This is a genomic window from Georgenia ruanii, from assembly GCF_009193175.1.
In the GTDB taxonomy this organism is placed as follows: Bacteria; Actinomycetota; Actinomycetes; order Actinomycetales; family Actinomycetaceae; genus Georgenia; species Georgenia ruanii.
The window spans coordinates 91,222-116,577 of the sequence record NZ_VUKE01000001.1; the positions used below are offsets into that span (position 1 = coordinate 91,222).

General features: G+C 75.2%; 27 protein-coding genes. 4 read left to right on the forward strand and 23 right to left on the reverse strand.

From position 1 onward, the window contains the following. Positions 1 to 71: 71 nt before the first annotated feature. A complete protein-coding gene (locus GD880_RS00385; protein ID WP_152229662.1) occupies positions 72 to 1,874 on the reverse strand; it encodes a proline--tRNA ligase in 1,803 nt (600 codons plus the stop codon). A gap of 52 nt (positions 1,875 to 1,926) precedes the next feature. Between GD880_RS00385 and GD880_RS00390 the strand changes: the two genes are divergently transcribed. The 3 genes from GD880_RS00390 (at position 1,927) to GD880_RS00400 (ending at position 4,239) form a co-directional block, all read left to right on the forward strand. Beyond that, positions 1,927 to 2,841 (forward strand): DNA-formamidopyrimidine glycosylase family protein, encoded by a 915-nt coding sequence (locus GD880_RS00390; RefSeq protein ID WP_152229663.1) that lies wholly within the window; start codon positions 1,927 to 1,929, stop codon positions 2,839 to 2,841. 174 nt (positions 2,842 to 3,015) lie between these two features. Continuing rightward, complete coding sequence (locus tag GD880_RS00395; RefSeq protein WP_152229664.1) at positions 3,016 to 3,375, forward strand: hypothetical protein; 360 nt, start codon at positions 3,016 to 3,018, stop codon at positions 3,373 to 3,375. 78 nt (positions 3,376 to 3,453) lie between these two features. Continuing rightward, positions 3,454 to 4,239 carry a hypothetical protein gene (locus tag GD880_RS00400; RefSeq protein ID WP_152229665.1) on the forward strand — a complete coding sequence of 262 codons (786 nt, stop codon included), beginning with the start codon at positions 3,454 to 3,456 and terminating at the stop codon, positions 4,237 to 4,239. Positions 4,240 to 4,341: 102 nt separating this feature from the next. Here the strand turns inward: GD880_RS00400 and GD880_RS00405 are convergent, their stop codons facing one another. The 14 genes from GD880_RS00405 to rpsB all read right to left on the reverse strand — a co-directional run bounded on the left by GD880_RS00405 (position 4,342) and on the right by rpsB (position 16,930). Next, positions 4,342 to 4,707, reverse strand: a complete 366-nt coding sequence (locus tag GD880_RS00405; protein WP_152229666.1) for a DUF4180 domain-containing protein — start codon at positions 4,705 to 4,707, stop codon at positions 4,342 to 4,344. Between the two features lie 64 nt (positions 4,708 to 4,771). Beyond that, positions 4,772 to 5,050: a hypothetical protein gene (locus GD880_RS00410; RefSeq protein WP_152229667.1), complete on the reverse strand. Its 279-nt coding sequence runs from the start codon at positions 5,048 to 5,050 to the stop codon at positions 4,772 to 4,774. Positions 5,051 to 5,101: 51 nt separating this feature from the next. Next, positions 5,102 to 5,677 (reverse strand): GNAT family N-acetyltransferase, encoded by a 576-nt coding sequence (locus GD880_RS00415; protein ID WP_152229668.1) that lies wholly within the window; start codon positions 5,675 to 5,677, stop codon positions 5,102 to 5,104. 42 nt (positions 5,678 to 5,719) lie between these two features. Then, positions 5,720 to 6,592: a GNAT family N-acetyltransferase gene (locus GD880_RS00420; protein WP_152229669.1), complete on the reverse strand. Its 873-nt coding sequence runs from the start codon at positions 6,590 to 6,592 to the stop codon at positions 5,720 to 5,722. Positions 6,593 to 6,603: 11 nt separating this feature from the next. Beyond that, positions 6,604 to 7,755, reverse strand: a complete 1,152-nt coding sequence (gene ispG / locus GD880_RS00425; RefSeq protein WP_152230116.1) for a flavodoxin-dependent (E)-4-hydroxy-3-methylbut-2-enyl-diphosphate synthase — start codon at positions 7,753 to 7,755, stop codon at positions 6,604 to 6,606. Between the two features lie 164 nt (positions 7,756 to 7,919). Then, entirely contained in the window at positions 7,920 to 9,227 is a 1,308-nt protein-coding gene (locus GD880_RS00430) for a M50 family metallopeptidase (RefSeq protein WP_152229670.1), read from the reverse strand. Positions 9,228 to 9,432: 205 nt separating this feature from the next. Further along, positions 9,433 to 10,791, reverse strand: coding sequence for a 1-deoxy-D-xylulose-5-phosphate reductoisomerase (locus GD880_RS00435; RefSeq protein ID WP_226909267.1), 1,359 nt, complete (start codon positions 10,789 to 10,791; stop codon positions 9,433 to 9,435). A gap of 8 nt (positions 10,792 to 10,799) precedes the next feature. Continuing rightward, positions 10,800 to 11,381 (reverse strand): DivIVA domain-containing protein, encoded by a 582-nt coding sequence (locus GD880_RS20170; protein ID WP_193314300.1) that lies wholly within the window; start codon positions 11,379 to 11,381, stop codon positions 10,800 to 10,802. Continuing rightward, positions 11,378 to 12,583, reverse strand: a complete 1,206-nt coding sequence (gene rlmN / locus GD880_RS00440; protein WP_226909268.1) for a 23S rRNA (adenine(2503)-C(2))-methyltransferase RlmN — start codon at positions 12,581 to 12,583, stop codon at positions 11,378 to 11,380. The genes GD880_RS20170 and rlmN overlap by 4 nt, the downstream gene beginning before the upstream one ends. Positions 12,584 to 12,599: 16 nt before the next feature. After that, entirely contained in the window at positions 12,600 to 13,550 is a 951-nt protein-coding gene (locus tag GD880_RS00445) for a phosphatidate cytidylyltransferase (protein ID WP_152229673.1), read from the reverse strand. Positions 13,551 to 13,569: 19 nt separating this feature from the next. Then, positions 13,570 to 14,127, reverse strand: coding sequence for a ribosome recycling factor (gene frr, locus GD880_RS00450; protein ID WP_152229674.1), 558 nt, complete (start codon positions 14,125 to 14,127; stop codon positions 13,570 to 13,572). Further along, the gene (gene pyrH, locus GD880_RS00455; RefSeq protein WP_152229675.1) at positions 14,124 to 14,882 is read right to left on the reverse strand and encodes a UMP kinase; all 759 of its coding nucleotides are present in this window, start codon (positions 14,880 to 14,882) and stop codon (positions 14,124 to 14,126) included. The genes frr and pyrH overlap by 4 nt, the downstream gene beginning before the upstream one ends. Before the next feature lie 181 nt (positions 14,883 to 15,063). Continuing rightward, complete coding sequence (tsf, locus tag GD880_RS00460) at positions 15,064 to 15,909, reverse strand: translation elongation factor Ts (RefSeq protein WP_152229676.1); 846 nt, start codon at positions 15,907 to 15,909, stop codon at positions 15,064 to 15,066. A gap of 31 nt (positions 15,910 to 15,940) precedes the next feature. Next, entirely contained in the window at positions 15,941 to 16,930 is a 990-nt protein-coding gene (gene rpsB, locus GD880_RS00465) for a 30S ribosomal protein S2 (protein WP_152229677.1), read from the reverse strand. Between the two features lie 391 nt (positions 16,931 to 17,321). On the opposite strand from rpsB, the gene GD880_RS00470 reads away from it, so the two are divergent. After that, positions 17,322 to 18,038: a M23 family metallopeptidase gene (locus GD880_RS00470; RefSeq protein ID WP_193314301.1), complete on the forward strand. Its 717-nt coding sequence runs from the start codon at positions 17,322 to 17,324 to the stop codon at positions 18,036 to 18,038. A 78-nt stretch (positions 18,039 to 18,116) separates the two neighbouring features. Here the strand turns inward: GD880_RS00470 and GD880_RS00475 are convergent, their stop codons facing one another. The 8 genes from GD880_RS00475 to rplS form a co-directional block, all read right to left on the reverse strand. Further along, entirely contained in the window at positions 18,117 to 19,058 is a 942-nt protein-coding gene (locus tag GD880_RS00475; protein WP_152229678.1) for a tyrosine recombinase XerC, read from the reverse strand. Between the two features lie 147 nt (positions 19,059 to 19,205). Beyond that, on the reverse strand, positions 19,206 to 20,372 hold the full coding sequence (dprA, locus tag GD880_RS00480; protein WP_152229679.1) for a DNA-processing protein DprA: 1,167 nt from the start codon (positions 20,370 to 20,372) through the stop codon (positions 19,206 to 19,208). Then, complete coding sequence (locus GD880_RS00485) at positions 20,365 to 21,912, reverse strand: YifB family Mg chelatase-like AAA ATPase (RefSeq protein ID WP_152229680.1); 1,548 nt, start codon at positions 21,910 to 21,912, stop codon at positions 20,365 to 20,367. The genes dprA and GD880_RS00485 overlap by 8 nt, the downstream gene beginning before the upstream one ends. Beyond that, positions 21,913 to 22,272 carry a YraN family protein gene (locus GD880_RS00490; protein ID WP_152229681.1) on the reverse strand — a complete coding sequence of 120 codons (360 nt, stop codon included), beginning with the start codon at positions 22,270 to 22,272 and terminating at the stop codon, positions 21,913 to 21,915. Between the two features lie 197 nt (positions 22,273 to 22,469). Continuing rightward, on the reverse strand, positions 22,470 to 22,772 hold the full coding sequence (locus GD880_RS00495; RefSeq protein WP_152203687.1) for a DUF2469 domain-containing protein: 303 nt from the start codon (positions 22,770 to 22,772) through the stop codon (positions 22,470 to 22,472). Positions 22,773 to 22,779: 7 nt separating this feature from the next. Then, positions 22,780 to 23,760, reverse strand: coding sequence for a ribonuclease HII (locus GD880_RS00500; protein WP_319593238.1), 981 nt, complete (start codon positions 23,758 to 23,760; stop codon positions 22,780 to 22,782). Next, complete coding sequence (gene lepB / locus GD880_RS00505) at positions 23,757 to 24,677, reverse strand: signal peptidase I (RefSeq protein WP_226909269.1); 921 nt, start codon at positions 24,675 to 24,677, stop codon at positions 23,757 to 23,759. The genes GD880_RS00500 and lepB overlap by 4 nt, the downstream gene beginning before the upstream one ends. A 139-nt stretch (positions 24,678 to 24,816) precedes the next feature. Next, on the reverse strand, positions 24,817 to 25,167 hold the full coding sequence (rplS, locus tag GD880_RS00510; RefSeq protein ID WP_152230120.1) for a 50S ribosomal protein L19: 351 nt from the start codon (positions 25,165 to 25,167) through the stop codon (positions 24,817 to 24,819). Between the last annotated feature and the right edge of the window lie 189 nt (positions 25,168 to 25,356).

Consider the following 25,356-nt stretch of genomic DNA (forward strand, 5'->3'; position numbering starts at 1 on the left):
CCCGCCCCTCGAGGGGCAGGGCCACGTCCCGCGCCCGCCCCGACGCCCTCCTGGGGGCGCGGGGCGACGCCTCAGCCCGCCAGCGCCTGGTCGACCAGGTCGCGCACGCGCGCCACGACGGCGTCCGGGGCGATCTCCTCGCGCTCCCCGCTGGCGCGGCGGCGGACCTCGACGACGCCGTCGGCCAGGCCGCGGCCGACGACCACGCTCAGCGGGACCCCGAGCAGCTCGGCGTCGGCGAACTTCACGCCGGCGGAGACCTTCGGGCGGTCGTCGTACAGGACCTCCAGCCCGGCGGCCTCGAGCTCGCCGGCCAGGCGCGCGGCGGTGTCGAAGACCGCCTGGTCCTTGCCGGTCGCGAGGACGTGCACGTGGGCGGGGGCGACCCGCATGGGCCACACCAGGCCCTTGTCGTCGGCGTTGGCCTCGGCCAGCGCGGCCAGCGCGCGGGTGATGCCGATGCCGTAGGAGCCCATGGTGACGGTGACCGCCTTGCCGTTGGCGTCGAGGACCTTAAGGTCCAGGGCGGCGGCGTACTTGCGGCCCAGCGCGAAGATGTGGCCGATCTCGATGCCGCGCGCCAGCTCGAGCGGCCCGGAGCCGTCCGGCGCGGGGTCGCCCTCGCGGACCTCGGCGGCCTCGATGGTGCCATCGGCGGTGAAGTCGCGGCCGGCCACGAGCCCGAAGACGTGCTTGCCGTCGAGGTCGGCGCCGGTGATCCAGGCCGTGCCGGGCGAGACGCGCGGGTCGAGCAGGTACCGCATGGCGCCGTCCGGGCTGTCGCCGTCGTCGCCGCGGGGGGCGCCGTTGGGGCCGAGCACGCCGGGGCCGATGTAGCCCTTGACGAGCTCGGGCCGGCCCTTGAGGTCGTCGTCCGTGGCCGGCTCGACCTCGGCCGGCTCGAGGGCGGCCTGCAGCCGCTTGAGGTCGACCTCGCGGTCGCCGGGCAGGCCGACGGCGACGACCTCGCGGCGCCCGTCGGGGTGGGTCAGCGCCAGCACCACGTTCTTCAGGGTGTCCGCGGCGGTCCAGGGCCGGCCCGGGCGCGGGTGGAGCCGGTTCGCGGCGTCGACCAGGGTGTCGATCGTGGGCGAGTCCGGGGTGTCGAGGACCTCGGCCGGGGGCAGCCCGTCGACGGCGAGCGGCTCGGGGGTGGGGGTGGTGACCGCCTCGACGTTGGCGGCGTACCCGCCGGGCGAACGGACGAAGGTGTCCTCCCCGATCGGCGTCGGGTGGAGGAACTCCTCGCTGCGCGAGCCACCCATCGCCCCGCTCATCGCCTTGACGATGACGTACTCGAGCCCGAGGCGGTCGAAGATGCGCTGGTAGGCCTGGCGCTGGAGCTCGTAGGAGCGCTCGAGCCCCTCGTCGTCGACGTCGAAGGAGTAGGCGTCCTTCATGATGAACTCGCGCCCGCGGATGAGCCCGGCGCGGGGGCGGGCCTCGTCGCGGTACTTGGTCTGGATCTGGTACAGCGCGAGCGGGAGGTCCTTGTAGGAGGAGTACAGGTCCTTCACCAGGAGGGTGAACAGCTCCTCGTGGGTGGGGGCGAGGAGGTAGTCGGCGCCCTTGCGGTCCTGCAGCCGGAAGATGTTCGGGCCGTACTCGACCCAGCGGCCGGTCGCCTCGTAGGGCTCCTTGGGCAGCAGCGCCGGGAAGTGGACCTCCTGGGCGCCGATGGCGTCCATCTCCTCGCGCACGATCTGCTCGACCTTGGCCAGGACCTTCAGCCCCAGCGGCAGCCAGGTGTAGATGCCGGGCGCCGCGCGGCGGATGTAGCCGGCGCGCACCAGCAGCTTGTGGCTTGCGACCTCGGCGTCGGCCGGGTCCTCTCGCAGGGTCCGCACGAAAAGGGACGACATCTTCATCAGCACGCCGGCAAGCCTAATGGGCGCGCGGGGCCGGCCCCTGCGCCAGGATGGTCCCGTGCCGGAGATGCCCGAGGTCGAGGGACTCGCCCAGTTCCTGCGCGAGCACGCGGTCGGGCGCGCGATCAGCGCCGTGGAGGTCGGCGCCATCAGCGCGCTGAAGACGTTCGCCCCCGCGCCGGCGGCGCTGGTGGGGCGAAAGGTGAGCGACGTCGCACGGCACGGCAAGTGGCTCGACCTGGTCACGGTGCCGGCGGGCGACGGCGCGGCAGGCGACCGGACGGAGGGCGGCGGCGCACCGGGCGCCGGCGAGCTGCACCTTGTGTTCCACCTGGCCAAGGCCGGATGGCTGCGCTGGTACGACGAGGTCCCGCGCACCGCCGTGCGCCCGGGCCGCTCCCCCATCGCCCTGCGGCTGCGCCTGGACGACGGCGCGGGCTTCGACCTCACCGAGGCCGGCACCCGCAAGCGGCTGGCGGTGCACGTGGTGGCCCGGCCCGCGGACGTCCCGCAGGTCGCGACGCTCGGCGTGGAGCCGGCCGACCTCACCGTCGAACGGCTGCGCGAGCTGCTCGCCGCGCGCAACCAGCAGGTCAAGGGCCTGCTCCGGGACCAGGGCGTCATCGCCGGCATCGGCAACGCCTACTCCGACGAGATCCTCCACGCCGCCCGGATCAGCCCCTTCGCGCTGACCCGGTCCTTCGACGACGACGACGTCGTCCGGCTGCACGCCGCCATCGGCGAGGTGCTCGCCGCGGCCGTGGCCGAGGCGTCCGGCCGGCCGGCGGCCGAGCTCAAGGACGCCAAACGCCGCAGCATGCGGGTGCACGGCCGTGCCGGGCTGCCGTGCCCGGTGTGCGGGGACACCGTGCGCGAGGTCTCCTTCGCGGACTCCTCGCTGCAGTACTGCCCTACCTGTCAGACGGGCGGGAAGATCCTCGCCGACCGGCGGATGTCGAAGCTGCTGCGATAGAGGGCCGCGGGGCGGGGGCGGGGCGGGTCGGTGTGACCTGACGGATTGGCCGACCATGTGCCACGTTCGACGACCAATCGCGCGCGAACCCCGCCTCTGCCACCGCGAGCGGCGGCCGGTAGGCGGCGGTGAACCCGCCGGCGCTCGAGTTGCCGGGACGGCACACTGTGCTCCGTGTACCCCCTCGATGACCTGTACCCGGTCGTGGTGTCCGGCGCCGAGTCGGCCGCGGCCGTGGCGTTGGTCGCGACCCTCGTGCTCCGGCGCCGCACGAGCCAGGCCGTCCAACGCTCACGGCTGCGTTCAGCCAGCCGGTGCTTCGGGTGGTCCGCCATCCTGCTCGCGCCGCTGGTGTTGGCGCTCCTCGGCTTCCCCGGCGCCCGGGCCGTCACCGGCGCGGTACCGGAGCTCGCGTGGTTCGCCGTGCCCATGTACACCCTCGTGACGGCTCTCCTCTTCGCCGCCGGCCTCGGCTGGTGCGCCGCCGCGGCACAGGCAGACAGCGGGAGCCACGAAGGCGCCGTCTGGAGATAGCGCAGACCTCACTGCGCTCGCCGGCCCGACCCTGCACGAGGCGGCGTGCCTGGCGCGCCGGCCTGCCAGGATGGACGCATGTGGACCGAGCGGGTGCGCGTCGCCGAGGACGTCGCGCCGTCTGACTGGCTCGCGGGCCGGCTGACCGGGCGGGTGGGCACCGTGGTGGGCACGGTGCCTGACGCGTACCCGGCGTACGCGCGCATCCTGCACCCCGTCGATTCCCGCGACGGTAGGCCACCCCAGACGTGGGCGCGGGTGGCCGAGGTCACTGGCCGCCGGCCGCACCCGACGGTGCAGTGGCACTCGCTGATCGGCACCACCGACCCGTGGACCCGCGAGACCGACGACTGGCCGGACGGCGATCCCCAGCAGGGCAACCTGGCGCTGCCACCGCTCCTGGCGCTCTGCGACGTGCTCGCCGCGCGCACCACGACGCCCGAGGACTGCTACTTCGCGCTCTGGGAGGGGTGGGGACAGCTCTCCGGCGGCCGTGCGTGGCTCCGGCTCACCTCGGACGGCAGCCGCGGCGTCGAGCCGCCGCCGCTCCTGACCCCCCGGGAGAAGGCGGCTCCCCGGCTGCACCTGCCTGGCCGGGACTACTACCTCCTCCGCGGTCCACTCTCGGCGATGGCCGACCTCGCGCAGTACGACGGGCCCGAGATGTGTTGGACCCAGTCCCCGAACCTGTTCTGGCCCGCGGACCGGGCCTGGTGCGTGGCGACGGAGATCGACTTCGACTCCACCCTCGTCGGGGGCACGCCCGAGGCGATCGCGGCGGTGCTTGCCGCGCCCGCGCTCGAGGCGTGGCGCGTCGAGCCGGGCGACTCCCTCCAGTCCGACGCCGACGTCATCAACGGGTAGGTCCGCCTCCCTGCCCCCGGCACCTTGGCCAGCGTGCCGACGAGAGCCCAAGACGGCCGGCAGGTCGCACACGCTCGCAGGTGCACCGGTAGCGGCTCGGTCCTAGACGACCATCGCCAGCCGCCCCGCCAGGTCCTCGGGACCGTCGAGGAACCAGACGTGCGCCCCTCGATTGGATTCGGCCACGAAGGCGCCCAGCGCCTCGCTGGCGGCGACGTACGCGGAGATGTCGCCGAGGACCGCCAGGCGCATGCGGTAGTTGACGAGCTTCTGGACGAACTCGCCGGCGTGGCCCGACCGCAGGTCGAAGAACGCCGGGGTCAGGCGGCTGGCGGGCACCGCGACCAGCTCGGCGCCGCTCGCCCACGCCTCGCCCACCAGGTCGAGCGCGTCCTGGCCGCTGCCGATCGGTGCCCCGTCCGCGGGCAGGTGGAGAACGACGGTCTCGTTGACGGTCTGCACGGTCATGCGGCGGAGCCTAGGGACGCGTCCGATGCGCGGCCAGGGATTATCGAGCGGCGTGGCCGGCCCCTCATTCGTCGCCGTCCGCAGCCCCACTGGGTGGTCCCGAGTCCTGCCTGCGGCCCAGCGCGTAGCCCACCACGCCGGCGACGACGGCGACGCCCAGGCCGGCGATCCCCAGCGCGGCGATGCCGACGCGGTCCAGCACGATGGCTCCGGGGGACAGGACCTCCCGCGACAGCGGGGTGTACGCGACCCAGCCGAACGCACGGGGCTGCCGGGCGACCATGACGCCGCCGACGAGGAGCACGAGCCCGAGCACCACCAGCGCCAGCGTCCTTCGCGTCATGCCGGCACAGTAGCCCGGGGCCCCGAGGCCGGTGGATGCACGTCTCGCGCCTCAGCGCAGGTCGAGTCGCATGAGCACCCGCGGGAAGCCGTTGAGCACCGACTGGGTGTCCGCCGCCTTCGTGAAGCCCGCCCGCTCGAAGAGCCCCCGGGTCCCCACGTACGCCATGGTCGGGTCGACCTTCTGGCCGTGGTTGTCGACCGGGTAGCCCTCGATGGCGAGGGCGCCGTGGCCGCGGGCGAACTGCACCGCGCCGGCGAGCAGGTGGTGGGAGATACCCCTGCCGCGGTGTCCGGGCCGCACCCGCAGGCACCACACCGACCACGGGTCGACGCCATCGCCGAGGTGCGGGATCTTTCGGTTCGTGGCGAAGCTCGTGTCGGCGCGGGGGTGGACGGCGGCCCAGCCGACCACCTCGTCGCCGTCGTAGGCGAGGACCCCCGGCGGCGGGTCCTGCCGGACGAGCTGCCGCACGCGTTCGCCGCGCTCGGGACCGCGCAGGGCGCGGCTCTCCGTCGAACCCAGCCGGTAGCTCAGGCACCAGCACACGGTCGCGTCGGGGCGCTTGGGCCCGACCATCGTCGCCACGTCGGCGAACGCCGTCGCGGGGCGCACCTCGATCGTCATGGCTCCACCCTGCCACGCGGCACCCACACCGGCAGCGCCGCCTCAGAAAAGCACGGTGGCGTACATGCCGATCTCGCGGAAGCCCACCCGGCGGTAGGTGGCCAGGGCCGGAGCGTTGAACGAGTTGACGTACAGCGAGACCGTCGGCGCCAGGCGGGCGCGCACGGCCTCCACCACGGCGGCCATGCCCGCCGACGCCAGGCCGCGCCCGCGCAGGGCGGGGTGCACCCACACGCCCTGGATCTGGGCGACGCCGACGGCGAGCGCGCCGACGTCGGCCTTGAACACCACGCGCGGGCCGCCGTCGCCGTCGTCGATGCGCACGTAGGTCTTCTGGGTGGCGATGAGCTCGGCCACCCGGGCGGCGTAGGACGCGCCGACGACGGTGGGGTCGTAGCCGACCTCCTCGGTGAACATCGCCACCGAGGCGGGCAGCACGAGGCCCACCTCGTCGGGGCGGGCGAGCCGGACGCCCGGGTCGGGCACCACGGCAGGAGCGTGGTCGATGACCATGGAGGGCTGGTCGGGGCGGATCTCCCGCGGGCGTGACCACATCGGCGCGAGGCGGTCCCACAGCGGCAGCACCTGGTCGGCCGGACCCACGATGGAGGAGCAGCGCCGGCCGCGCCGCCGCACGTACTCGACGAGCTCGTCGAGGGCCGCGCCGAAGACCTGGACCGGCACCAGGTTGGCGCCCGCCCAGCACAGGGCCGCCGGGCCGGCGTCGTGCCCTCCGTCGTCGGCGAAGACTCCCAGCAGTTCGGTGCCGGGCAGCCCGACGCCGCCCAGGCGCTCGACCTGCACGGCGGCGAGGACCGAGCCCACGGGGTCGCGCCGGCACACCGCGAGGGCGGCCTCGCGGTCCTCCGCGGTCAGCGGCCGGACCGCCGGGGAGCCCCGGCGCCACAGCGGCACGGCGGGCGCGCTCAGCTGACGGTGACCACGGGCGAGCCGGCCGGGGTCGCGCCGTCGGCGCTCACCCCCATCTCGCCGGCGATGCGCTGGGCCTCGGCGATGAGGGTCTCGACGATCTGGTCCTCCGGCACGGTCTTGATGACCTCGCCCTTGACGAAGATCTGCCCCTTGCCGTTGCCGGAGGCGACGCCCAGGTCCGCCTCGCGCGCCTCGCCGGGGCCGTTGACGACGCAGCCCATGACGGCCACGCGCAGCGGCACGGTGAGCTCGGCCAGGCCGGCGGTGACGGAGTCGGCGAGCTCGTAGACGTCCACCTGGGCCCGGCCGCAGGACGGGCAGGACACGATCTCGAGCTTGCGCGGGCGCAGGTTGAGGGACTCGAGGATCTGGCTGCCGACCTTGACCTCCTCCACCGGCGGGGCGGAGAGGGAGACCCGGATCGTGTCCCCGATGCCCTTGCTGAGCAGCGCCCCGAAGGCGGTGGCGGACTTGATCGTGCCCTGGAACGCCGGGCCGGCCTCGGTCACGCCGAGGTGCAGGGGCCAGTCGCCGCGCTCGGCCAGCAGCTCGTAGGCGCGGACCATGACCACCGGGTCGTTGTGCTTGACGGAGATCTTGAAGTCGTGGAAGTCGTGCTCCTCGAACAGCGAGGCCTCCCACACCGCGGACTCCACGAGCGCCTCGGGGGTGGCCTTGCCGTACTTGGCGAGCAGGCGCTTGTCGAGCGAGCCGGCGTTGACGCCGATGCGCAGGGAGACCCCGGCGTCCTTCGCCGCCTGGGCGATCTCCTTGACCTGGTCGTCGAACTTGCGGATGTTGCCGGGGTTGACGCGCACGGCGCCGCAGCCGGCCTCGATCGCCTGGAAGACGTACTTCGGCTGGAAGTGGATGTCGGCGATGACGGGGATCTTCGACTTCTTGGCGATGATCGGCAGCGCCTCGGCGTCCTTGTCCGTCGGGCAGGCGACGCGGACGATGTCGCACCCGGCGGCCGTCAGCTCGGCGATCTGCTGGAGCGTGGCGTTGATGTCGTGGGTCTTCGTCGTCGTCATCGACTGGACGGAGACCGGGGCGTCCCCGCCGACCTCCACCGAGCCCACCCGGATCTTCCGCGTCTTCCGGCGCGGCGCGAGCACGGGCGGAGCTTCCTTGACGGTCGGCATTCCCAGGGAGATCGGTACACTCACGGGCCCAGTATCGCACCCGCCCTCGTCCGTACCCAGCCCTGGGCGGCACGTGTGACCGGGTCCATCGCGGTGGTCCCCCGTCCGCGGTCCTCCGCCGGCGCGGACCCCCTCGCCGGCGGCGGGTGGGCCCGCCGTCGTCGTCAGCCGGTGAGGGTGATGGGGTTGACGATGTCCGCGTAGGCCAGCAGCACGCTCATGCCCACCATGGCGGCGACGACGACGTAGGTCAGCGGCAGCAGCCGCGCGGTGTCCACCGGCCCGGGGTCGGGCCGGCGGGCCAGCAGGGCGACGCGCCGCCGCGCGCCCTCCCACAACGCGCCGGCGATGTGCCCGCCGTCGAGCGGCAGCAGCGGGATGAGGTTGAAGACGAACAGCGCCATGTTGAGCGAGACGAGCAGGGAGAGCATGTCGGCGCTGCGCTCGGTGAGGCCGTAGCCCTGGCCGTCGACGGAGGCGATCTCGCCGGCGACGCGGCCCACCCCCACCAGCCCCATGACGCCGGGGTCGCGCTGCCCGCCGCCGAACGCGGCGTGGCCGACCTCGACGAGGCGCTGGGGCAGCGTCAGGACGATGTGCACCGTGCCCGTGAAGGTCTGCCAGACCATCCCGGGCACCTCGCCCAGCGGCTGGCGCACGAGCTCGAAGGTCGGGCCGATGCCGACGAAGGGCTTGGGCTGGGTGACCGGCTTGCCCGCGTCGTCGACCACCGGCGCGCCCGAGGCGTTCACCACCGGCCGCTCGGCCACGCGCGGGGTGACCTCGACGGTCACCTGCTGGCCGGCGCGGTCGACGACGACCGGGGTGGGCGTGGTGCCGCCGGCGGCGATGGCGGTGGCGACGTCGGTCCAGTCCCGAGCCTCGGTGCCGCCCCAGCGGACGATCCGGTCGCCGGCCTGCAGGCCGGCGGCGGCGCCGGGCGAGGCGGGGTCGGCGGGGCCGCACTCGTGGGCCTGGGCCGCCGGGACGCACGCCTGCACGCTGCCCAACGTGGTGGTGTACTGCGCGACGCCGAGCCCCACCGCCGTGACGGCCAGGAGGACGGCCGCGATGAGCAGGTTCATCACCGGCCCGCCGAGCATGACCACGAGCTTGCGCGGCACGGTGAGGTGGTAGAACGCCCGGTGCTCCTCCCCCGGCCCGAGCTCCTCGAGCGCGGCCTGCCGCGCCTCCTCGACCATGGAGGGCCGACCGTTGCGGCGGACGGCGGCGGCGCGCCGGGCCGGCGGGTACATCCCCACCAGCCGCACGTACCCACCCAGCGGCAGCGCCTTGAAGCCGTACTCGGTGCCGCGCACCGTCTTCGACCACAGCGTCCTGCCGAAGCCGACCATGTACTGCGGCACCTTGACGCCGAACTTCTTCGCCGGCACCAGGTGTCCCAGCTCGTGCAGCGCGATGGACAGGATGAGGCCGACGGCGAGGATGAGCACACCGATGGCGAAGTCCACTGGCGGGGCTCCTTCCGGTCGGACGGGGGGCGGTCCCCATCATCCCTCCCGAACCTGGGAGCAGTCACCGTGCCGACGCTCACGTCGTGGCGTGGCGTGAGGTGGCGCAGGCGCCGACGGCGTGGCGCAGGCGTCGACGGCGTGGCGCGCCGACGGCGTGGCGGGCCGACGGCGTCGCGGGCCGGAGCGGACGCCCCGCGGGCCCCTACCGGCGGCCGGTGCGGGCGCCGCGGGCGGCGATGAGCCCGTCGGCGCGCCGGCGGGCCCACTGCTCCACCGCGAGGACGTCCTCGAGGGTGGGGGCGGCCAGGCCGTCGTGGGCGGCGAGGACCTCCTCGACCACCGCGACGATGCCGAGGTAGGGCAGCCGGCCGTCGAGGAAGGCGGCCACGCACTGCTCGTTGGCGGCGTTGAGCACGGCCGGGTGGGTGGCCGACGCCGCGGCGGCGTGGCGGGCCAGGCGGACGGCGGGGAAGACCTCCTCGTCGAGCGGCTCGAAGGTCCACGCGGTCGCCTCGTCCCACCGGCACGGCGCGGCCACGCCCGCGGCGCGGGCGGGCCAGGTCAGGCCGAGCGCGATGGGCAGGCGCATGTCCGGCGGGGAGGCCTGGGCGATGGTGGCGCCGTCGTGGAACTCCACCATCGAGTGGACCACCGACTGCGGGTGCACGACGACGACGATATCCTCGGCCGGCACGTCGAAGAGCAGGTGCGCCTCGATGAGCTCCAGGCCCTTGTTGACCAGGGTCGAGGAGTTGACGGTCACCACCGGGCCCATCGCCCAGGTCGGGTGGGCCAGCGCCTGCCCGGGCGTGACCTCCGCCAGCCGGTCGCGACCCCAGCCGCGGAACGGCCCGCCCGAGGCGGTGAGGATGATCCGGCGCACCTCGCTGCGCCCCGTGACCACCGGGCTGGTCATGCCCTTCTCGTGGCGGCCGGAACACAGCGCCTGCGCGATCGCGGAGTGCTCGGAGTCGACCGGGACCACCTGGCCGGGGCGGCGCTGGGCCTGCCGCACGAGCGCCCCGCCGACGACGAGGGACTCCTTGTTGGCCAGCGCCAAGGTCGCGCCCGAACGCAGCGCGGCCAGGGTGGGCTCCAGGCCCACCGAGCCGGTGATGCCGTTGAGGACGACGGCGCGTCGCGCCTGCCCGTCGCCGTCGCCCGCCCACGTCAGGGAGCCGTCGCCGTGGCCCGCCGATGTCAGGGAGCCGTCGCCGTGGCCCGCCGACGTCAGGGAGCCGGCGACCTCGGTGGCGGCGGCCGGGCCGGCGACGATCTCCGGTGTGCCGTCGCGGCGCCCGGCCCGGGCGAGCTCGTCGGCGATCAGGTCCCGCAGCCGGGTCAGGGTGGCGGGGGCGTCGTCGGCCACGGCGACGACCTCGACGTCGTGGGTGACGGCCTGCTCGGCGAGCAGCTCGAGGTGCCCTCCACCGGCGGACAGGGCGCGCACCCGGTAGGTGCCGGCGGGGGCGGCGTCGATGACGTCGAGGGCCTGGGTGCCGATCGAGCCGGTCGAGCCGAGGAGGACGACGTCGGTCGGAGCCGCGGGTTCAGGAGGCACGGCCGGGCTCACTCGACGGCCACGAGGACCTCGACCGCGCGGTCGAGGAAGGCGTCGACGGTGCCCTCGTGGTAGGCGCGGGAGGCGCGGGCGGAGGGGAAGGTGGTGGCGCGCACCTCGGCGGCGGTGAGCTCGCCGCCGTCGTCGAAGTAGGCGACGAGCCGCTCGAGCAGGGTGTCGACGGCCTCGCGGTCGTAGCCGCGGCCGCGGTCGGGGGCGCGGAAACGCTGCCCGGCGGGGCGCAGCAGCCGGGGGTACAGGCTGGTGGCCAGCTCGGCGATGTGGTCCATCCAGGCCGACTCCCCCTGCGCGGCGACGAACGTCGAGCGGCGCCGCTGCACGAACGCGGCCTCGAGCCGGTCCAGGGCGGCGTCGACGGCGGCGGTGACGTACCCGTCGCGCACCAGGTCGAACGCGGCCGCGCGCACGTCCTTCTCGTCGAAGGTGCCCTGGCCCCCGGCGGTGCCGGGGGCGCCGGTGGGCGCCGGGCCGTTCTCGTAGGCGGCGCGCGCCCGGGCGAAGAACTCCTCGACCTGCTGGCGGTCGTACCCCGTGCGGGTGCGTCCCGCCGTCGGGAACATCGTGCTCATCCCTGCGTCTGCTCCTTCGCCGGAACCTTCTTCTCGACCAGGACCTCGGCGGCAAGCTGCCCGCAGGCGCCGTCGATGTCGCTGCCCCGAGTGTCGCGCACCGTCGTCGGGATCCCGGCATTGCGCAGCGTGTCGACGAAGGTCTGCTCGACGTCCCGGTCGCTGCAGGTCCAGATCGAGCCCGGGGTGGGGTTGAGCGGGATGGGGTTGACGTGCACCCAGCCGCGACCGCGCCGGTTGAGCTCGTCGGCGAGCAGCTGGGCGCGCCAGGCGTGGTCGTTCATGTCCTTGATGAGCGCGTACTCGATGCTCACCCGCCGGCCGGTGGTCTCGAAGTACCGGCGGGCGGCGTCGAGCAGCTCCCCGACCTTCCACCGCGAGTTGATGGGGATGAGCTCGTCGCGCAGCTCGTCGTCGGGGGCGTGCAGGGACACCGCGAGGGTGACGGGCAGGCCCTCCTTCGCGAGCTTGTCGATGGCGGGCACGAGACCGACGGTGGAGACGGTGACGTTGCGGGTGGACAGGCCCAGGCCGGCGGGGGCCGGGTCGGTCATCCGGCGCACGGCGTCGACCACGGCGCGGTAGTTGGCCAGCGGCTCCCCCATGCCCATGAACACGACGTTGCGCAGGTGGGTGGGCCCGCCGGCGAGGTCGCCGTCGCGCGAGGCGCGGGCGGCCAGGCGCACCTGCTCGACGATCTCGGCGGTGGACAGGTTGCGGGTCAGGCCCTGCTGGCCGGTGGCGCAGAACGGGCAGGCCATGCCGCACCCGGCCTGGGAGGACACGCACAGGGTGGTGCGGTGCTCGTAGCGCATGAGCACCGACTCGACCATGGCGCCGTCGTAGAGCCGCCACAGCGACTTCACCGTGGCGCCCCGGTCGGCGACCATGTCGCGGACCTTGGTGACCAGCTCGGGCACCAGCGTGGTGGTCAGCTCCTCCCGCGCGCCGGCGGGCAGGTCGGTCATGTCCGCGGGGTCGCGGGTGAGGTGGCCGAAGTAGTGCCGGGAGAGCTGGTCGGCGCGGAAGCCCGGCAGCCCCAGCTCCTTCGCGGCCGCGGCGCGCTCGGCGGTGGTGAGGTCGGCGAGGTGGCGCGGCGGCTTGCCGCGGCGCCGGGCCGTGAAGCTCAGCGTCGGCCGGCCGCCCGGCTCGACCTGGTGGGAGGGCTTGACCTGGACGGGGGCGGGGGTCTGCTGCGTCATGACGCAGGCCATCCTCTCAGAACGTGAGCTGCCCGGTCGCGGCGCTGAGGATGAGATAGGACACCGGCGCCGAGACGAGCAGCGAGTCCAGGCGGTCCATGATGCCGCCGTGACCGGGCAGCAGCGAGCCCATGTCCTTCAGCCCCAGGTCGCGCTTGAGCAGGGACTCGGCGAGGTCGCCGGTGGTGGCGGCGCCCACCACCGCGACGCCGAGCAGCGTCCCGTGCCACCACACGCCCTCGGGGAAGAGCGCCACGAGCAGCGTGCCGAGGGCCGCGGAGAGCAGCACGGAGCCGGCCAGGCCCTCCCACGACTTCTTGGGGCTGATGCTCGGGGCCATGGGGTGCTTGCCGAACAGGACGCCGGCGAAGTACCCGCCGATGTCGTTGCCGATGGTGACGAGGATGAAGACGATGACCAGGTACGGCCCGTACTCCTCGCGCAGGAGCAGGACGGCGAACCCGGCGAGGTAGGGCACGTAGGCCGCGGCGAAGACCCCGGCGGCGGCGTCGCGCACCGCCGCCCGGCCCCCGCCGTCGAGCACCCGCCACAAGAACACCCCGCCGCCGGTGAGGACGAACGCGACGAGCATCGCCTCGGCGCCGGCGGTCCAGGCGGAGACGAGGATGCCCACCGCCCCCACCCACAGCGGCAGCAGCGGGATCCGGATGCCGCCCTGGTCGACGGCGCGGGCCAGCTCCCACAGGGCACCGCAGCAGGCGACGACCACCAGGACGACGAAGATCTGCGGCAGGACCAGGCTGAGGCCGACGACGACCAGCAGCCCGACCCCGACCCCGATCGCCGCGGGCAGGTTGCGGCCCGCCCGCCCGGTGGGCTTGAGGGGCTTCTCCGGCCGCGGCGGGGGCGGGGAGACCAGCGCGGAGCGGGCGCGCCGGCGCGCCTCGCTCAGCCGCCGCAGGGCGGCGGCGAGGGGGTCGGGGGCGGCGTCGTGCTCGTGGGTCATCGGACGTGCTCGCGGGTCATCAGACCTCGAGGAGCTCCTTCTCCTTGCCCTCGAGCACCTTGTCGATGATCTCGACGTGCTTCTTGGTCAGGGACTCCAGCTCCTTCTCGGCGCGGTCGACCTCGTCCTCCCCGGCCTCGCCGTCCTTCTTGATGCGGTCCAGCTCCTCCTTGGCCTTGCGGCGGATGGAGCGGACGGCGATGCGGGCGTCCTCGCCCTTGGTGCGGGCGAGCTTGACGTACTCCTTGCGCCGCTCCTGGGTCAGGGCGGGCAGCACCACGCGGATGACGTTGCCGTCGTCGGTCGGGTTGACCCCCAGGTCGGACTCGCGCAGCGCCTTGACGATCGCGGCGGTGGCCGAGCGGTCGTAGGGGCTGATGAGCACGGTGCGCGCCTCGGGGATCGTCAGCGACCCCAGCTGCTGCAGCGGGGTGGGCGCGCCGTAGTAGTCGACGGCGATGGGGTTGAACATGCCGGCGTTGGCCCGGCCGGTGCGGATGTGGCTGAGGTCCTCGCGGGCCCGCTCCACCGCCTTCTCCATCTTCTCCTCGGCCTCGAGCAAGGCGTCGTCGATCACGGCGTCACTCCTTCAACAGTCACGGGGCTCGCGGTCACGAGCGTTCCGATCTTCTCACCCCGCAGGGCGCGGGTGACGTTGCCGGGCTCGCTCATGCCGAACACGCGCATCGTCAGCCCGTTGTCCATGCAGAGGCTGAAGGCGGCGGCGTCGACCACCCGCAGGCCCTGCTGGATGGCCTCGGCGTAGGTGAGGTGGTCGAGGCGGATGGCCGTGGGGTCGGTCTTGGGGTCGGCGGTGTAGACGCCGTCGACGCCGTTCTTGCCCACGAGCACCTCGTCGCAGTGGGTCTCCAGGGCCCGCTGGGCCGAGACGGTGTCGGTGGAGAAGAACGGCATGCCGGCGCCGGCGCCGAAGATGACCACGCGGCCCTTCTCCATGTGGCGGATGGCGCGCAGCGGGATGTAGGGCTCGGCGACCTGGCCCATCGCGATGGCGGTCTGGACGCGGGTGCGCACGCCGGCCTGCTCGAGGAAGTCCTGCAGGGCCAGGGCGTTCATGACGGTCCCGAGCATGCCCATGTAGTCGGCGCGGGAGCGGTCGATGCCGCGCTGGGACAGCTCGGCGCCGCGGAAGAAGTTGCCGCCGCCGACGACGATGGCGACCTGGACGCCGTCGGCCACGGCTGTGGCGATCTGCCGGGCGACGCCGGCGACGACGTCGGGGTCGAGGCCCACGCTGCCGCCGCCGAAAACCTCCCCGGAGAGCTTGAGGAGGACGCGACGTGGCTTGACGGGGACGGGCTGGTCGGACATGCGGGGACCTCCTGCGGGGCGACGGGTGGGCGGAGGGAAGGGGCGCGGGGCCGGGTCGGGCGCCGCGCGGGGCGGGCTGGCGCCTGCGTGGCCGTGGGGCTGGTGGTGCGCGGCTCGGGCGGCGGTCCCGGTGCGCCGGTGGCCCCGGCCCTCGCGGGCCGGGGCCACCGGTAGTGCTGCGTCAGGCGCCGACGCGGAAGCGGGCGAAGCCCGTCACGGTGCCGCCGGCCTCGGTGACGACCTGGCCGACCGACTTCTTGTTGTCCTTGGCGAACGCCTGGTCGAGGAGGCAGTTCTCCTTGTAGAAGCCGTTCATGCGGCCCTCGACGATCTTGGGCAGGGCCGCCTCCGGCTTGCCCTCGTTGCGGGAGGTCTCCTCGGCGATGCGCCGCTCGTTCTCGACGACGTCCGCGGGGACCTCGTCGCGGCTGAGGTAGCGCGGGGAGAACGCCGCGACGTGCATGGCGATGTCGTGCGCCACGTCGGCGCCGGCGGCGTCGGTGGCCACGAGCACGCCGACCTGCGGGGGCAGGTCCTTGGCGGTGCGGTGCAGGTAGCTCGTGACCTTCTCGCCGGCGATGCGGGCGACGCGGCGCACGGCGATCTTCTCGCCGAGGGTCGCGGCGACGTCGTCGACCACGTTCTGCACGCTGACGCCGTCGGTCTCGGCGGCGAGCAGCGCGTCGGCGTCGGACGCGCCGGAGGACACCGCCGCGGCGAGGACGCGGTCCGCGAAGGAGACGAAGGTCTGGTTCTTCGCGACGAAGTCCGTCTCGGAGTTCACCTCGACCATCACGCCGACCTCGCCGACGCCGTCGGCGGTCGGGGCGACCTCGACGGCTACGAGGCCCTCGGCCACGGCCCGGCCCTCACGCTTCGCGACGCCCTTGAGGCCCTTGACGCGGATGATCTCGAGCGCCTTGTCCTGGTCGCCCGCGGCCTCGTCGAGGGCCTTCTTGACGTCGAGCATGCCCGCGCCGGTCTTCTCGCGCAGGGCCTTGATGTCAGCGGCGGTGTAGTTCGCCATGAATGATCCTCTCCAGATCAGCGGGTGGTGGTCAGGCCTGCTCTGCGGACTCGGCGTCCTGCGCGGCGGCGGAGTTGTCGGCCACCTGGGTGGTGTCCGGGCCGGCGACGTCGATCCCGGGGGTGGCGTCGGCGGCCTCGGCGGCCTCCACCACCTGCTCGACGTCGTGCGTCGCGCCGGCGGTCTGCTGCGCGGCGGCCACCTCGGCGTCGGGCTGCTCGGCGGCAGCCACCGAGGCCTGGGTGGAGGTCTCGGCCTCGTGGGTGGCGAGCAGCTCGCGCTCCCACTCCGCCAGGGGCTCCTCGGCCGGCGTGGCGCCCTGGCCGCCGCCGTGACGGGCGACGAGGCCCTCGGCCGCGGCGTCGGCGATCACGCGGGTGAGCAGCGAGACGGCGCGGATGGCGTCGTCGTTGCCCGGGATCGGGTAGTCGACCTCGTCGGGGTCGCAGTTGGTGTCGAGGATGGCGACGACGGGGATGTTGAGCTTGCGCGCCTCGGCGACGGCGAGGTGCTCCTTCTTGGTGTCGACGATCCACACCGCCGACGGCACCTTGGCCATGTCGCGGATGCCGCCCAGGGTGCGCTCGAGCTTGTCCCGCTCGCGGCGCTGCATGAGCAGCTCCTTCTTGGTGAAGGCGCTGCCGGCCACGTCGTCGAAGTCGACCTGCTCGAGCTCCTTGAGGCGCTGCAGGCGCTTGTGCACGGTGCCGAAGTTGGTGAGCATGCCGCCGAGCCAGCGCTCGTTGACGTAGGGCATGCCGACGCGCTGGGCCTGCTCGGCGATGGACTCCTGAGCCTGCTTCTTGGTGCCGACGAAGAGGATGTTGCCGCCGTGGGCGACGGTCTCCTTGACGAACTCGTAGGCCCGGTCGATGTCCTTGAGGGACTTCTGCAGGTCGATGATGTAGATGCCGTTGCGCTCGGTGAAGATGAAGCGCTTCATCTTGGGGTTCCACCGGCGGGTCTGGTGCCCGAAGTGCACGCCGCTCTCGAGGAGCTGGCGCATGGTGACGACGGCCATGGCACGTCCTTTCCTGGTGCGGTCGCCCGCACGCTGAGGGGCCGCGCGCGGCCTGTCGGCGCGCCACGTGGCCCTGCTTTCCGGTTGTCCGTCCCACGGCCGGGTGGCCGGGGACCCTGGTGCCCGCGACGCGACGCACCCGTGGCGAGCCACGGGACCGCTGCTGTCGGGCGTCCCGCCGACCGGGCGCCGGAGGACCGGCGCGGTGCGGCAGTACGCGGGCACGCGATGTCAGCCGGCCGAGGCCGGTTGCGACAGCCATGCTAGCGGATGCGCAGGTCGAGGCACGTCGGCGGGGTGTGGGACGCACGTCACGTGGCCTGGTGCCACGCCGTCCACAGCCGAGAGGGCCGGCGCCGCGGCGCCGGGGGCGGGCGGGCACCGTGGGGCCATGGCCGTCCTCACGCTCCCCCGCCTGGCCCTGCTCGCCGGGGGCGCGCTCGCGTTGGCCGGGCTTGCCGCTGTGCCCCCGCCCGGTCCGCCGACGGGCGCGGTCGGCCCCGCACCGGCGGTGGCGCCGGGCGCCCCCGGGGCGCCGGTGGCTCTCCCCGGGGTGCCGGTGGCTCGTCCCGGGGGGCCGGTGGCTCGTCCCGGGCTGCCGGTGGCTCGCCCCGGGGTGCCCACCGCCGGGTCGCCGGGGGCGGGCGGGACGGTCGGCGCCATCACGCCGGCCGCCACGGTCCGCTACCAGTGGCCCACCGGGGCGCCGGCAGCGGTGGTCCGCGCCTTCGACAATCCCGAGCAACCCTGGGACGCCGGCCACCGCGGGGCGGACCTGGCCCACGAGGTCGGGCAGCCGGTGGTCGCGGCGGGCGACGGCGTCGTGGCGTTCGCCGGCACGGTGGTGGACCGCCCCGTGGTGTCGGTGCAGCACGCGGACGGGGTGCGCACCACCTACGAGCCCGTGGTGCCCGTCGTACGAGCCGGGCAGCGGGTGCGCGCCGGTGAGCTGCTGGGGCACCTCGCCGCTGGCCACTGCCCGCCGCACCGGCCCAGCTGCCTGCACTGGGGCGCGCGGCGCGGCCCGTCGACCTACCTCGACCCGCTCTCCCTCGTGGGCGCCCGGGCGGTGGTCCGGCTGTTGCCCGACGACGTGGGGCCGCCGTGAGCGGGGCGACCGGCGCCGGGCGTGCTCCCCCGCCGGCGGCGCCCCCGGGCGGGCACGGGCCACGGCGGCGCGGTGCGGTCAGGCGCGCGGGTGGGCCTGGGTGTAGGCGGCCAGCAGGCGCTCGGGGGTCACGTGGGTGTAGCGCTGGGTGGTGGCCAGCGAGGAGTGGCCGAGCACCTCCTGGACGGTGCGCAGGTCGGACCCGCCCGCCAGCAGGTGGGTCGCGGCGGAGTGCCGCAGCCCGTGCGGGGCCAGGTCGGGCACCCCGGCGACGGCGGTGAGCCGGTGCACCACCCCCCGGATGGTGCGCGGGTCGACGCGCCCGCCGCGGGCGCCGAGGAACAGGGCCCGGGCCGACGCCGGTCCGGCGAGGGCGGGTCGGCCCCGCTCGAGCCAGGCCTCGAGCGCCCGCCGGGCGGGGACGCCGAACGGCACCACCCGGTCCTTGTCGCCCTTGCCCGTCACCCGCACGGTGCGCTCTCCGGCGTCGAGGTCGGGCACGTCCACGCCCACCAGCTCGCTGATCCGCACCCCGGTGGCGTAGAGCAGCTCGAGCGCGGCCCAGTCGCGCAGGTGCACCGGGTCGTCGTCGCCGGCGCGGTCCTGGGCGACGGCGAGCAGCTGGGCGGCGTCGTCGACGGCGAGCACCGTGGGCAGGTGCCGGTTGGGCCGGGGGCTGCGCAGCCGTGCCCCGACGTCCTGGGCCAGGTGGCCGCTGCGATGGGCCCACGTGCAGAAGGTGCGCACCGCCGCGGTGCGGCGGGCGAGGGTGGCGCGGGACATGCCGCGCCGGCGCTGGTCCGCCAGCCAGGCGCGCAGCGTGGTCAGGTCGAGCCGGGCGAGCGGGTCGGCGTCCTCGTCGCCGCCGAGGTGCTCGAGGAGCTGGCCGACGTCGGTGACGTAGGCGCGCACCGTGTGCGGGCTCAGGCCGCGCTGCAGGCCGAGGAACCGGGTGAACGCCTCCAGCACCGGCACCTCGTCGTGCCGCTCCCTGTCAGTCTCCCGCGCCGTCGTCCCCACGGTGCCACCGTACGACCGGCGCGACGGGGCGCCCGGGCCGACCCGCCGCCCGGCGTCGGCGCGGCCCGGGGGTCGCGCCCGTCCGGCGTCGGCGCGGCCCGGGGGGCGCGCCCGTCCGGGAGGGTGTTTGCGCGGCGTGCCCGGGCATCATCGTGGCCCGCCGGCCGGGCGACGGCCGCGCCGCCAGGCGCTGCCGTCGCGCTCGACGCGGCCCTCGAGCTCGAGGTGCCCGAGCGCGGCCCGCACGTCCGCGACGGGCAGCCCGGCGGCGCGGGCCACGTTGGCCACCGGCGCCGACGCGCGGGCGGGCAGGGCGTCGAGGACCCGAGCGGCCCGCGGGTCGAGGCCGTCGAGGAGGCCGGGCTGGACCGCCGGTGCCTCGGGCAGGTGGGCACCGGCGGGCCCGACCAGCTCGAGGACCTCCGCGGCGTCGGTGACGCACACCGCGGCCTGCTCGCGCAGGAGCCGGTGGCACCCCGCGGAGGCCATCGAGGTCACCGGCCCCGGGACGGCACCGACCGGCCGGGCGAGGCTCGCGGCGTGGGCGGCGGTGCTCAGCGCGCCCGAGCGCCAGGCGGCCTCCACCACCACCGTCGCCGCGCCGAGGGCGGCGATGAGACGGTTGCGGGCGAGGAAGCGCGAGCGGCTGGGCGCGCAGCCGGGCGGCACCTCGGCGACCACGCCCCCGGTCGCGGCGATGCTCTCCAGCAGCGCGCTGTTGCCGGCCGGGTAGAGCCGGTCGACCCCGCCGGCGAGCACGGCCACGGTGTGCCCGTCGGCGCCGAGGGCGCCCCGGTGGGCCGCGGCGTCGATGCCGTATGCGCCGCCGGAGACCACCGCGACGCCGGCCGCGACCAGCCCGGTGGCCAGCTCGGCGGCCACCTGCTGACCGTAGGTGGTGGCGGCGCGGGCGCCGACGACGGCGACCTGCCGGCCGGCGTCGTCGTCCCGAGCGGCGAGGCGCCCGCGCACCCACAGCGCGAACGGGCGGGCCTCGCCGAGGTCGTCGAGCGGGACGGGCCAGCGCGGGTCGCCGGGCACGAGGAGGTGCCCGCCGAGCCGGGTCAGCACGTCCAGCTCACGGCGGACGTCCAGGTGCTCCAGGCGCGGGGCCCAGCGCGCCACCGCCTGTTCCCACGGCCGTGCGCCGGCGGCCTCGCCGCGCCGCACCACCCCGACCACCCAGTCCAGGGCCTCCACCGGTCCGAGGTGGGCCACCAGCGTCCCGGCCGCGGGGTCGCCCGGCTCGACCAGCCGGCTCCAGGCCGCCGCCGCCAGCCGGGGATCGGCGGCGTCGAAGGGCAGCTCACGCATCGGGGCTCCCCCGGGTGCGCAGGCCGAGCGCGACGCCGACGTCGGCGGTGCTGGGCCCGACCCGCCCGGCCAGGTCCGCCAGCGTCCAGGCCAGACGCAGCACCCGGTCCACGCCGCGCATGCTCAGCGCGCCGCGGTCGAGCGCCCGGTCGAGGGAGCGGCGCACGTCGCCGGGCAGGCCGGCCTCGGGCCCGCGCAGCCACGACCCGGGCACCTCGGCGTTGAGCCGCCACGGCGTGCCGGCCAGCCGGTGCGCCTGGCGGGCGCGGGCGGCGCCCACCCGGGCGGCGACGGCCGCCGACGTCTCCGGCGCGCCGGCCAGGGCGAGCATCGCCCGGGTGACGGGGGCGACGTCGACCTGGATGTCGATGCGGTCGAGCAGCGGGCCGCTGAGCCGGGCGAGGTAGCGGCGCCGCTCGGCGGGCCGGCAGGTGCAGCGCAGGCCCTTGCCGACCGCCTTGCCGCACGGGCACGGGTTGGCGGCGAGGACCAGCTGGAACCGGGCCGGGTAGCGGGCCGCCCCGGCGGCGCGGTGCAGCACGAGCTCGCCGTGCTCGAGCGGCTGGCGCAGCGTCTCGAGCACGCGCGGGGAGAACTCCGGGGCCTCGTCGAGGAAGAGCACGCCGCGGTGGGCGCGGCTGGCGGCGCCGGGACGCGGCAGGCCCGACCCGCCACCGATCACCGCGGCCGGGGTGGCGGTGTGGTGGGGGTCCTCGAACGGCGGCCGGCGCAGCAGCCCGCCCTCGGGGTCGAACGTGCCGGCCACGGAGTGGACGGCGGTGACCTCGACCGCCTCGGCGTCGGACAGGTCCGGCAGCAGCCCGGGCAGCCGGGCGGCGAGCATCGTCTTGCCCGCGCCGGGTGCGCCGACGAGGAGGAGATGGTGCCCGCCGGCGGCGGCGACCTCCAGGGCGAAGCGGGCCTCGTCCTGGCCGAGGACGTCGGCCAGGTCCTGCTCCCCGGCGTCCGGGCGCGCCGGCACCGGCGGCGGCTCGGTCGCGGCGGGGGCGGACGCCGGGGCCCGGGCGGCGCCGCCGTAGGCCCGCACCACCTCGGCGAGGTGGTGCACGGCCCGCACCCGGGCGCCGGGCACGAGCGCGGCCTCGGCGGCGTTGCCCGCCGGGACGACGACGTCGGGGCTGCCGGCGGCCACGGCGGCGGCGACGGCGGGCAGCACCCCGCGCACCGGCCGCACCCGGCCGTCGAGGGCGAGCTCGCCCAGGTGGACCGTGCGGGCCGCCTCCTCCGCGGCAGGGAGGTCCTCGGCGGCGAGCACGGCGACCGCCAGGGCGAGGTCGAGGCTGGTGCCCCGCTTGGGCAGCGAGGCCGGCGAGAGGTTGACCGTCCGGCGGGCCGGCTGCCAGGCCAGCCCGCAGGAGGTCACCGCCGAGCGCACCCGCTCGCGCGCCTCGTTGACCGAGGCGTCCGGCAGGCCGACGAGGGTGAACGCGGGCAGCCCCTGGCTGCGGTGCGCCTCCACCTCGACGAGGTGGCCCTGCAGCCCGACGAGCGCCACCGTCCAGGTGCGCCCCAGCCGCACTCAGCCCACCCCCTGGAGGTACTCGACCTGGGCGGGGCCGGCGGGCTGGGGACGGACGGCCACGACGTCGATGCGCACCCCGCCGCCGACGTCGTGCTCGCTCAGCCACCGCCCGGCCAGGCGGCGCAGGCGGGCCAGCTTGACCCGGTCCACCGCCTCGGCGGGGTGGCCGTACGCGCCGGAGCGGCGGGTCTTGACCTCGACGATGACGACCTCCCGGGCCGCCCGGTCCAGGGCGACGAGGTCGATCTCGCCGAGCTCGCACCGCCAGTTGCGGTCCAGCAGCTCCATCCCGCGCTCGACGACGGCGCGCGCGGCCACCCGCTCGCCGTAGGCGCCGACGGCGTCCTTGGCCCTCATGTGCCCCACCTCCGCCGCCAGCGTGGCGCGGCGGAGGGTGCGGGCGCGGCGCGGCGCCCGGCGCCTGTGGACGAGGTGGCCTCAGAAGCGCCGCGCGGGCGCCGGTAGGGGGCGTCGCACGGGCGTGGTCAGAGGGTGTCGCACGGGCGCCGTCAGAGGGTCCCGGCGGGCGCCGTCAGGGGGCCCGCCGGGGCTCGCTACGGCAGCTCCAGCTCGCGCTTGGCGAGCTCTTCGATGTTGACGTCCTTGAACGTCACCACGCGGACCGACTTGACGAACCGCGCGGAGCGGTAGACGTCCCACACCCACGCGTCGGTGAGGGTGAGCTCGAAGAACACCTCGCCGCCGGTGGAGCGCACCTGCACGTCGACGTTGTTGGCGAGGTAGAACCGCCGCTCGGTCTCGACGACGTAGGAGAAGAGCCCCACGACGTCGCGGTACTCGCGGTAGAGATCCAGCTCGAGCTCGGTCTCGTAGTTCTCCAGGTCCTCAGCACTCACGGCACCATCATGCCCTTCCCGCGAGCACGCCCGGCTCGGCGGCGGCGTCGTCCGCCGGCGCGGCGACCGTGCCGTCCACCGCCGCGGCGAGACCTCCCGAGGGCTCGGCCGCTGGCGCGGCGTCCCACAGCGGCTCGTCGGCGACGCCGTCGTCGCTCGCGCTCTCGTAGCCGTCCCGCGCGTAGGCCTCGGCCTCGGCGTCCTCCTCGCAGGCCTCCGGGGGCGGCGTGATGGCGCCGGCCGCCTCGCCCAGCCCGGGCAGGTGCCAGGAGCGCCGGTGCAGCTCGCAGGCGCCGTGCTTGTGGAGGGCGGCGACGTGCTCGGGGGCGCTGTAGCCCTTGTTGCTGGCCCACCGGTAGGCGGGGAAGTCGCCGTCGAGGCCGACCATGATGCGGTCGCGCTCGACCTTGGCCAGCACGCTGGCCGCCGCGACGACGGCGCAGGTCATGTCGGCCTTGACCTGGGTGCGCACCGGCGGCGTGGCCACCGGCAGGCCGACCCCCGGCACGAGGACCTCCGGCGGCTCGGGGGCGAAGAGGTCGCCCTGCTCCGGCGCGGAGAGCCAGTTGTGCACGCCGTCGAGGACGACCACCGCCGGCGCGAGCCCGGCGCCGGCGAGCTCGGCCAGCGCCCGGCGCCCGGCCAGGCGCAGGGCGGCGATGATCCCGAGCTCGTCGATCTCGGCGGCGCTGGCATGCCCCACGGCGGAGCCGGCGCACCAGCGGCGGATCGGCTCGACGAGGTCCTCGCGGGCGTGGGCGGTGAGCAGCTTGGAGTCCGCGAGCCCGTGGGGCAGGCGCCGCGAGGTCGCGGCGCCGACGACGGCGACGCCGACGGTCACCGGCCCGGCGAGCGCCCCGCGGCCCACCTCGTCCATGCCGGCGACGAGCGCGCCGTCGCTCAGCTCGGTCAGGAGCGTGGTCTCGAGCTTGCGGGTGGGCCGCCGCCGGGAGGGCGTGCGCCCGCGCGTGGTGGCGGCCGGGCTCACGACGTCGGCTCCGGCACCTTGGCGAAGGTCTGCTCGGGGTTGTTGAGCAGCGTGAACCGGTCCGCCGGCCACAGGACCACGAAGGCGCGGCCGACGATGTTGTCCATCGGCACCATGCCGCCGCCGGGCTCGCCCAGGTGGGCACGGGAGTCCTCGGAGTTGGAGCGGTTGTCGCCCATGACCCACACGCTGTCGGGCGCGACGACGACGTCGAAGGGCACGTCGCTGGGGTCGGTGCCGGGCTTGAGGTAGGGCTCCTTGATCGGCTCGCCGTTGACGGTCAGCTGCCCCTTGTCGGTGCAGCAGGCGACCCGGTCGCCGGGCAGCCCGATGAGCCGCTTGATGAGGTGGTGGCCGGCGTCCTGCGGGAGCAGCCCGACGAAGGTGAGGACCTCGGTCATGGTCTGCTGCCACTGCGGGCGGGTGTCCGGGGGCAGGTCGCCCAGCCAGTCGCCCGGGTCGACGAAGACGACGACGTCGCCGCGGTGCAGGTCGAACGGCCCGGGCGCGAGCTTGTTGACCATGACCCGGTCGCCGATCAGGAGGGTGTTCTCCATCGACCCGGAGGGGATGTAGAACGCCTGCGCCAGGAACGTCTTGATGAGGATCGACAGCACGAGCGCGAACACCATGACGGTGACGCTCTCGCGGAACCAGCCGCCCTTGGCCGGTTTCGCCGGGCGCTGGGCCGGCACCGGCTCGACCGGCGCGGGCACCTCCGGCCGGGCGGGCATGGCCCGGGTGGTCTCCGGCGGGAAGCTCGGCGGGACCCCGTCCCCGCCTTCCTGGGCGTCGATGCGGCCGGCGGCGGTACCGGCGTCAGGACCCTCGGCCGCCGCGGGGTCTTCCCGCAGATGGCGACGGTGCCTGGGGAGCGGGCTGGCGGGATCTGGCGTCCCGGCGCTGTTGCTGCTCACGCCTGGTCGGCTCCCCTCGTTCGGTCGATGCTGGTCGGGCCAGCACCGGTGCACAGGCCCCTTCGTGCAGAGTAACCGCCCCGGAGGCACCGCTGCCCGGCACACTGGCGTGTGCCGGGCAGGTGTGGGGGGCGCAGGGTCAGCGCGTCTCGCGCTTCTCCTTGATCTTGGCCTTCTTGCCGCGCAGCTCGCGCAGGTAGTACAGCTTCGCGCGGCGGACGTCACCGCGGGTGACGACCTCGATGGAGTCGATGGACGGGGAGTGCACCGGGAAGGTGCGCTCGACGCCGACGCCGAAGCTGACCTTGCGGATCTTGAAGGTCTCGCGCACGCCGGAGCCGGAGCGGGCGATCACGACGCCCTGGAAGGCCTGGATGCGGGAGCGGTTACCCTCGACGACCTTGACGTTCACCTTGAGGGTGTCGCCCGGGCGGAAGGCGGGGATGTCGTCGCGCAGCGATGCCTTGTCGACGAGGTCCAGGGTCTGCATGGTGATCTCTTCCCGCTCGTGCCACAGGTCACGCGCGCTGGTCGGGGCGGCCAGGGCCGCCACGTGGGCTGAGGGTGCTCGGCGTCCGCGGGCCCCGTAGACCCCCTGTGGCAGGTCCGACGGGCATCGTGGCGCGGCGCACGGCCGTCCTAGTCTGCCACACGGCGGGCCGCAGGCCCAACGCCGGCG

What these genes read in the sequence shown, in the direction of transcription:
- GD880_RS00400 (WP_152229665.1), top strand. Translation starts at nt 3,454, where the DNA reads ATGTGGACCGAGCGGGTGCGCGTCGCCGAGGACGTCGCGCCGTCTGAC.
- GD880_RS00405 (WP_152229666.1), bottom strand. Translation starts at nt 4,707, where the DNA reads ATGACCGTGCAGACCGTCAACGAGACCGTCGTTCTCCACCTGCCCGCG.
- GD880_RS00410 (WP_152229667.1), bottom strand. Translation starts at nt 5,050, where the DNA reads ATGACGCGAAGGACGCTGGCGCTGGTGGTGCTCGGGCTCGTGCTCCTC.
- GD880_RS00415 (WP_152229668.1), bottom strand. Translation starts at nt 5,677, where the DNA reads ATGACGATCGAGGTGCGCCCCGCGACGGCGTTCGCCGACGTGGCGACG.
- ispG (WP_152230116.1), bottom strand. Translation starts at nt 7,755, where the DNA reads ATGCCGACCGTCAAGGAAGCTCCGCCCGTGCTCGCGCCGCGCCGGAAG.
- GD880_RS20170 (WP_193314300.1), bottom strand. Translation starts at nt 11,381, where the DNA reads ATGAGCACGATGTTCCCGACGGCGGGACGCACCCGCACGGGGTACGAC.
- rlmN (WP_226909268.1), bottom strand. Translation starts at nt 12,583, where the DNA reads ATGACGCAGCAGACCCCCGCCCCCGTCCAGGTCAAGCCCTCCCACCAG.
- GD880_RS00445 (WP_152229673.1), bottom strand. Translation starts at nt 13,550, where the DNA reads ATGACCCACGAGCACGACGCCGCCCCCGACCCCCTCGCCGCCGCCCTG.
- pyrH (WP_152229675.1), bottom strand. Translation starts at nt 14,882, where the DNA reads ATGTCCGACCAGCCCGTCCCCGTCAAGCCACGTCGCGTCCTCCTCAAG.
- tsf (WP_152229676.1), bottom strand. Translation starts at nt 15,909, where the DNA reads ATGGCGAACTACACCGCCGCTGACATCAAGGCCCTGCGCGAGAAGACC.
- rpsB (WP_152229677.1), bottom strand. Translation starts at nt 16,930, where the DNA reads ATGGCCGTCGTCACCATGCGCCAGCTCCTCGAGAGCGGCGTGCACTTC.
- GD880_RS00470 (WP_193314301.1), top strand. Translation starts at nt 17,322, where the DNA reads ATGGCCGTCCTCACGCTCCCCCGCCTGGCCCTGCTCGCCGGGGGCGCG.
- dprA (WP_152229679.1), bottom strand. Translation starts at nt 20,372, where the DNA reads ATGCGTGAGCTGCCCTTCGACGCCGCCGATCCCCGGCTGGCGGCGGCG.
- GD880_RS00490 (WP_152229681.1), bottom strand. Translation starts at nt 22,272, where the DNA reads ATGAGGGCCAAGGACGCCGTCGGCGCCTACGGCGAGCGGGTGGCCGCG.
- rplS (WP_152230120.1), bottom strand. Translation starts at nt 25,167, where the DNA reads ATGCAGACCCTGGACCTCGTCGACAAGGCATCGCTGCGCGACGACATC.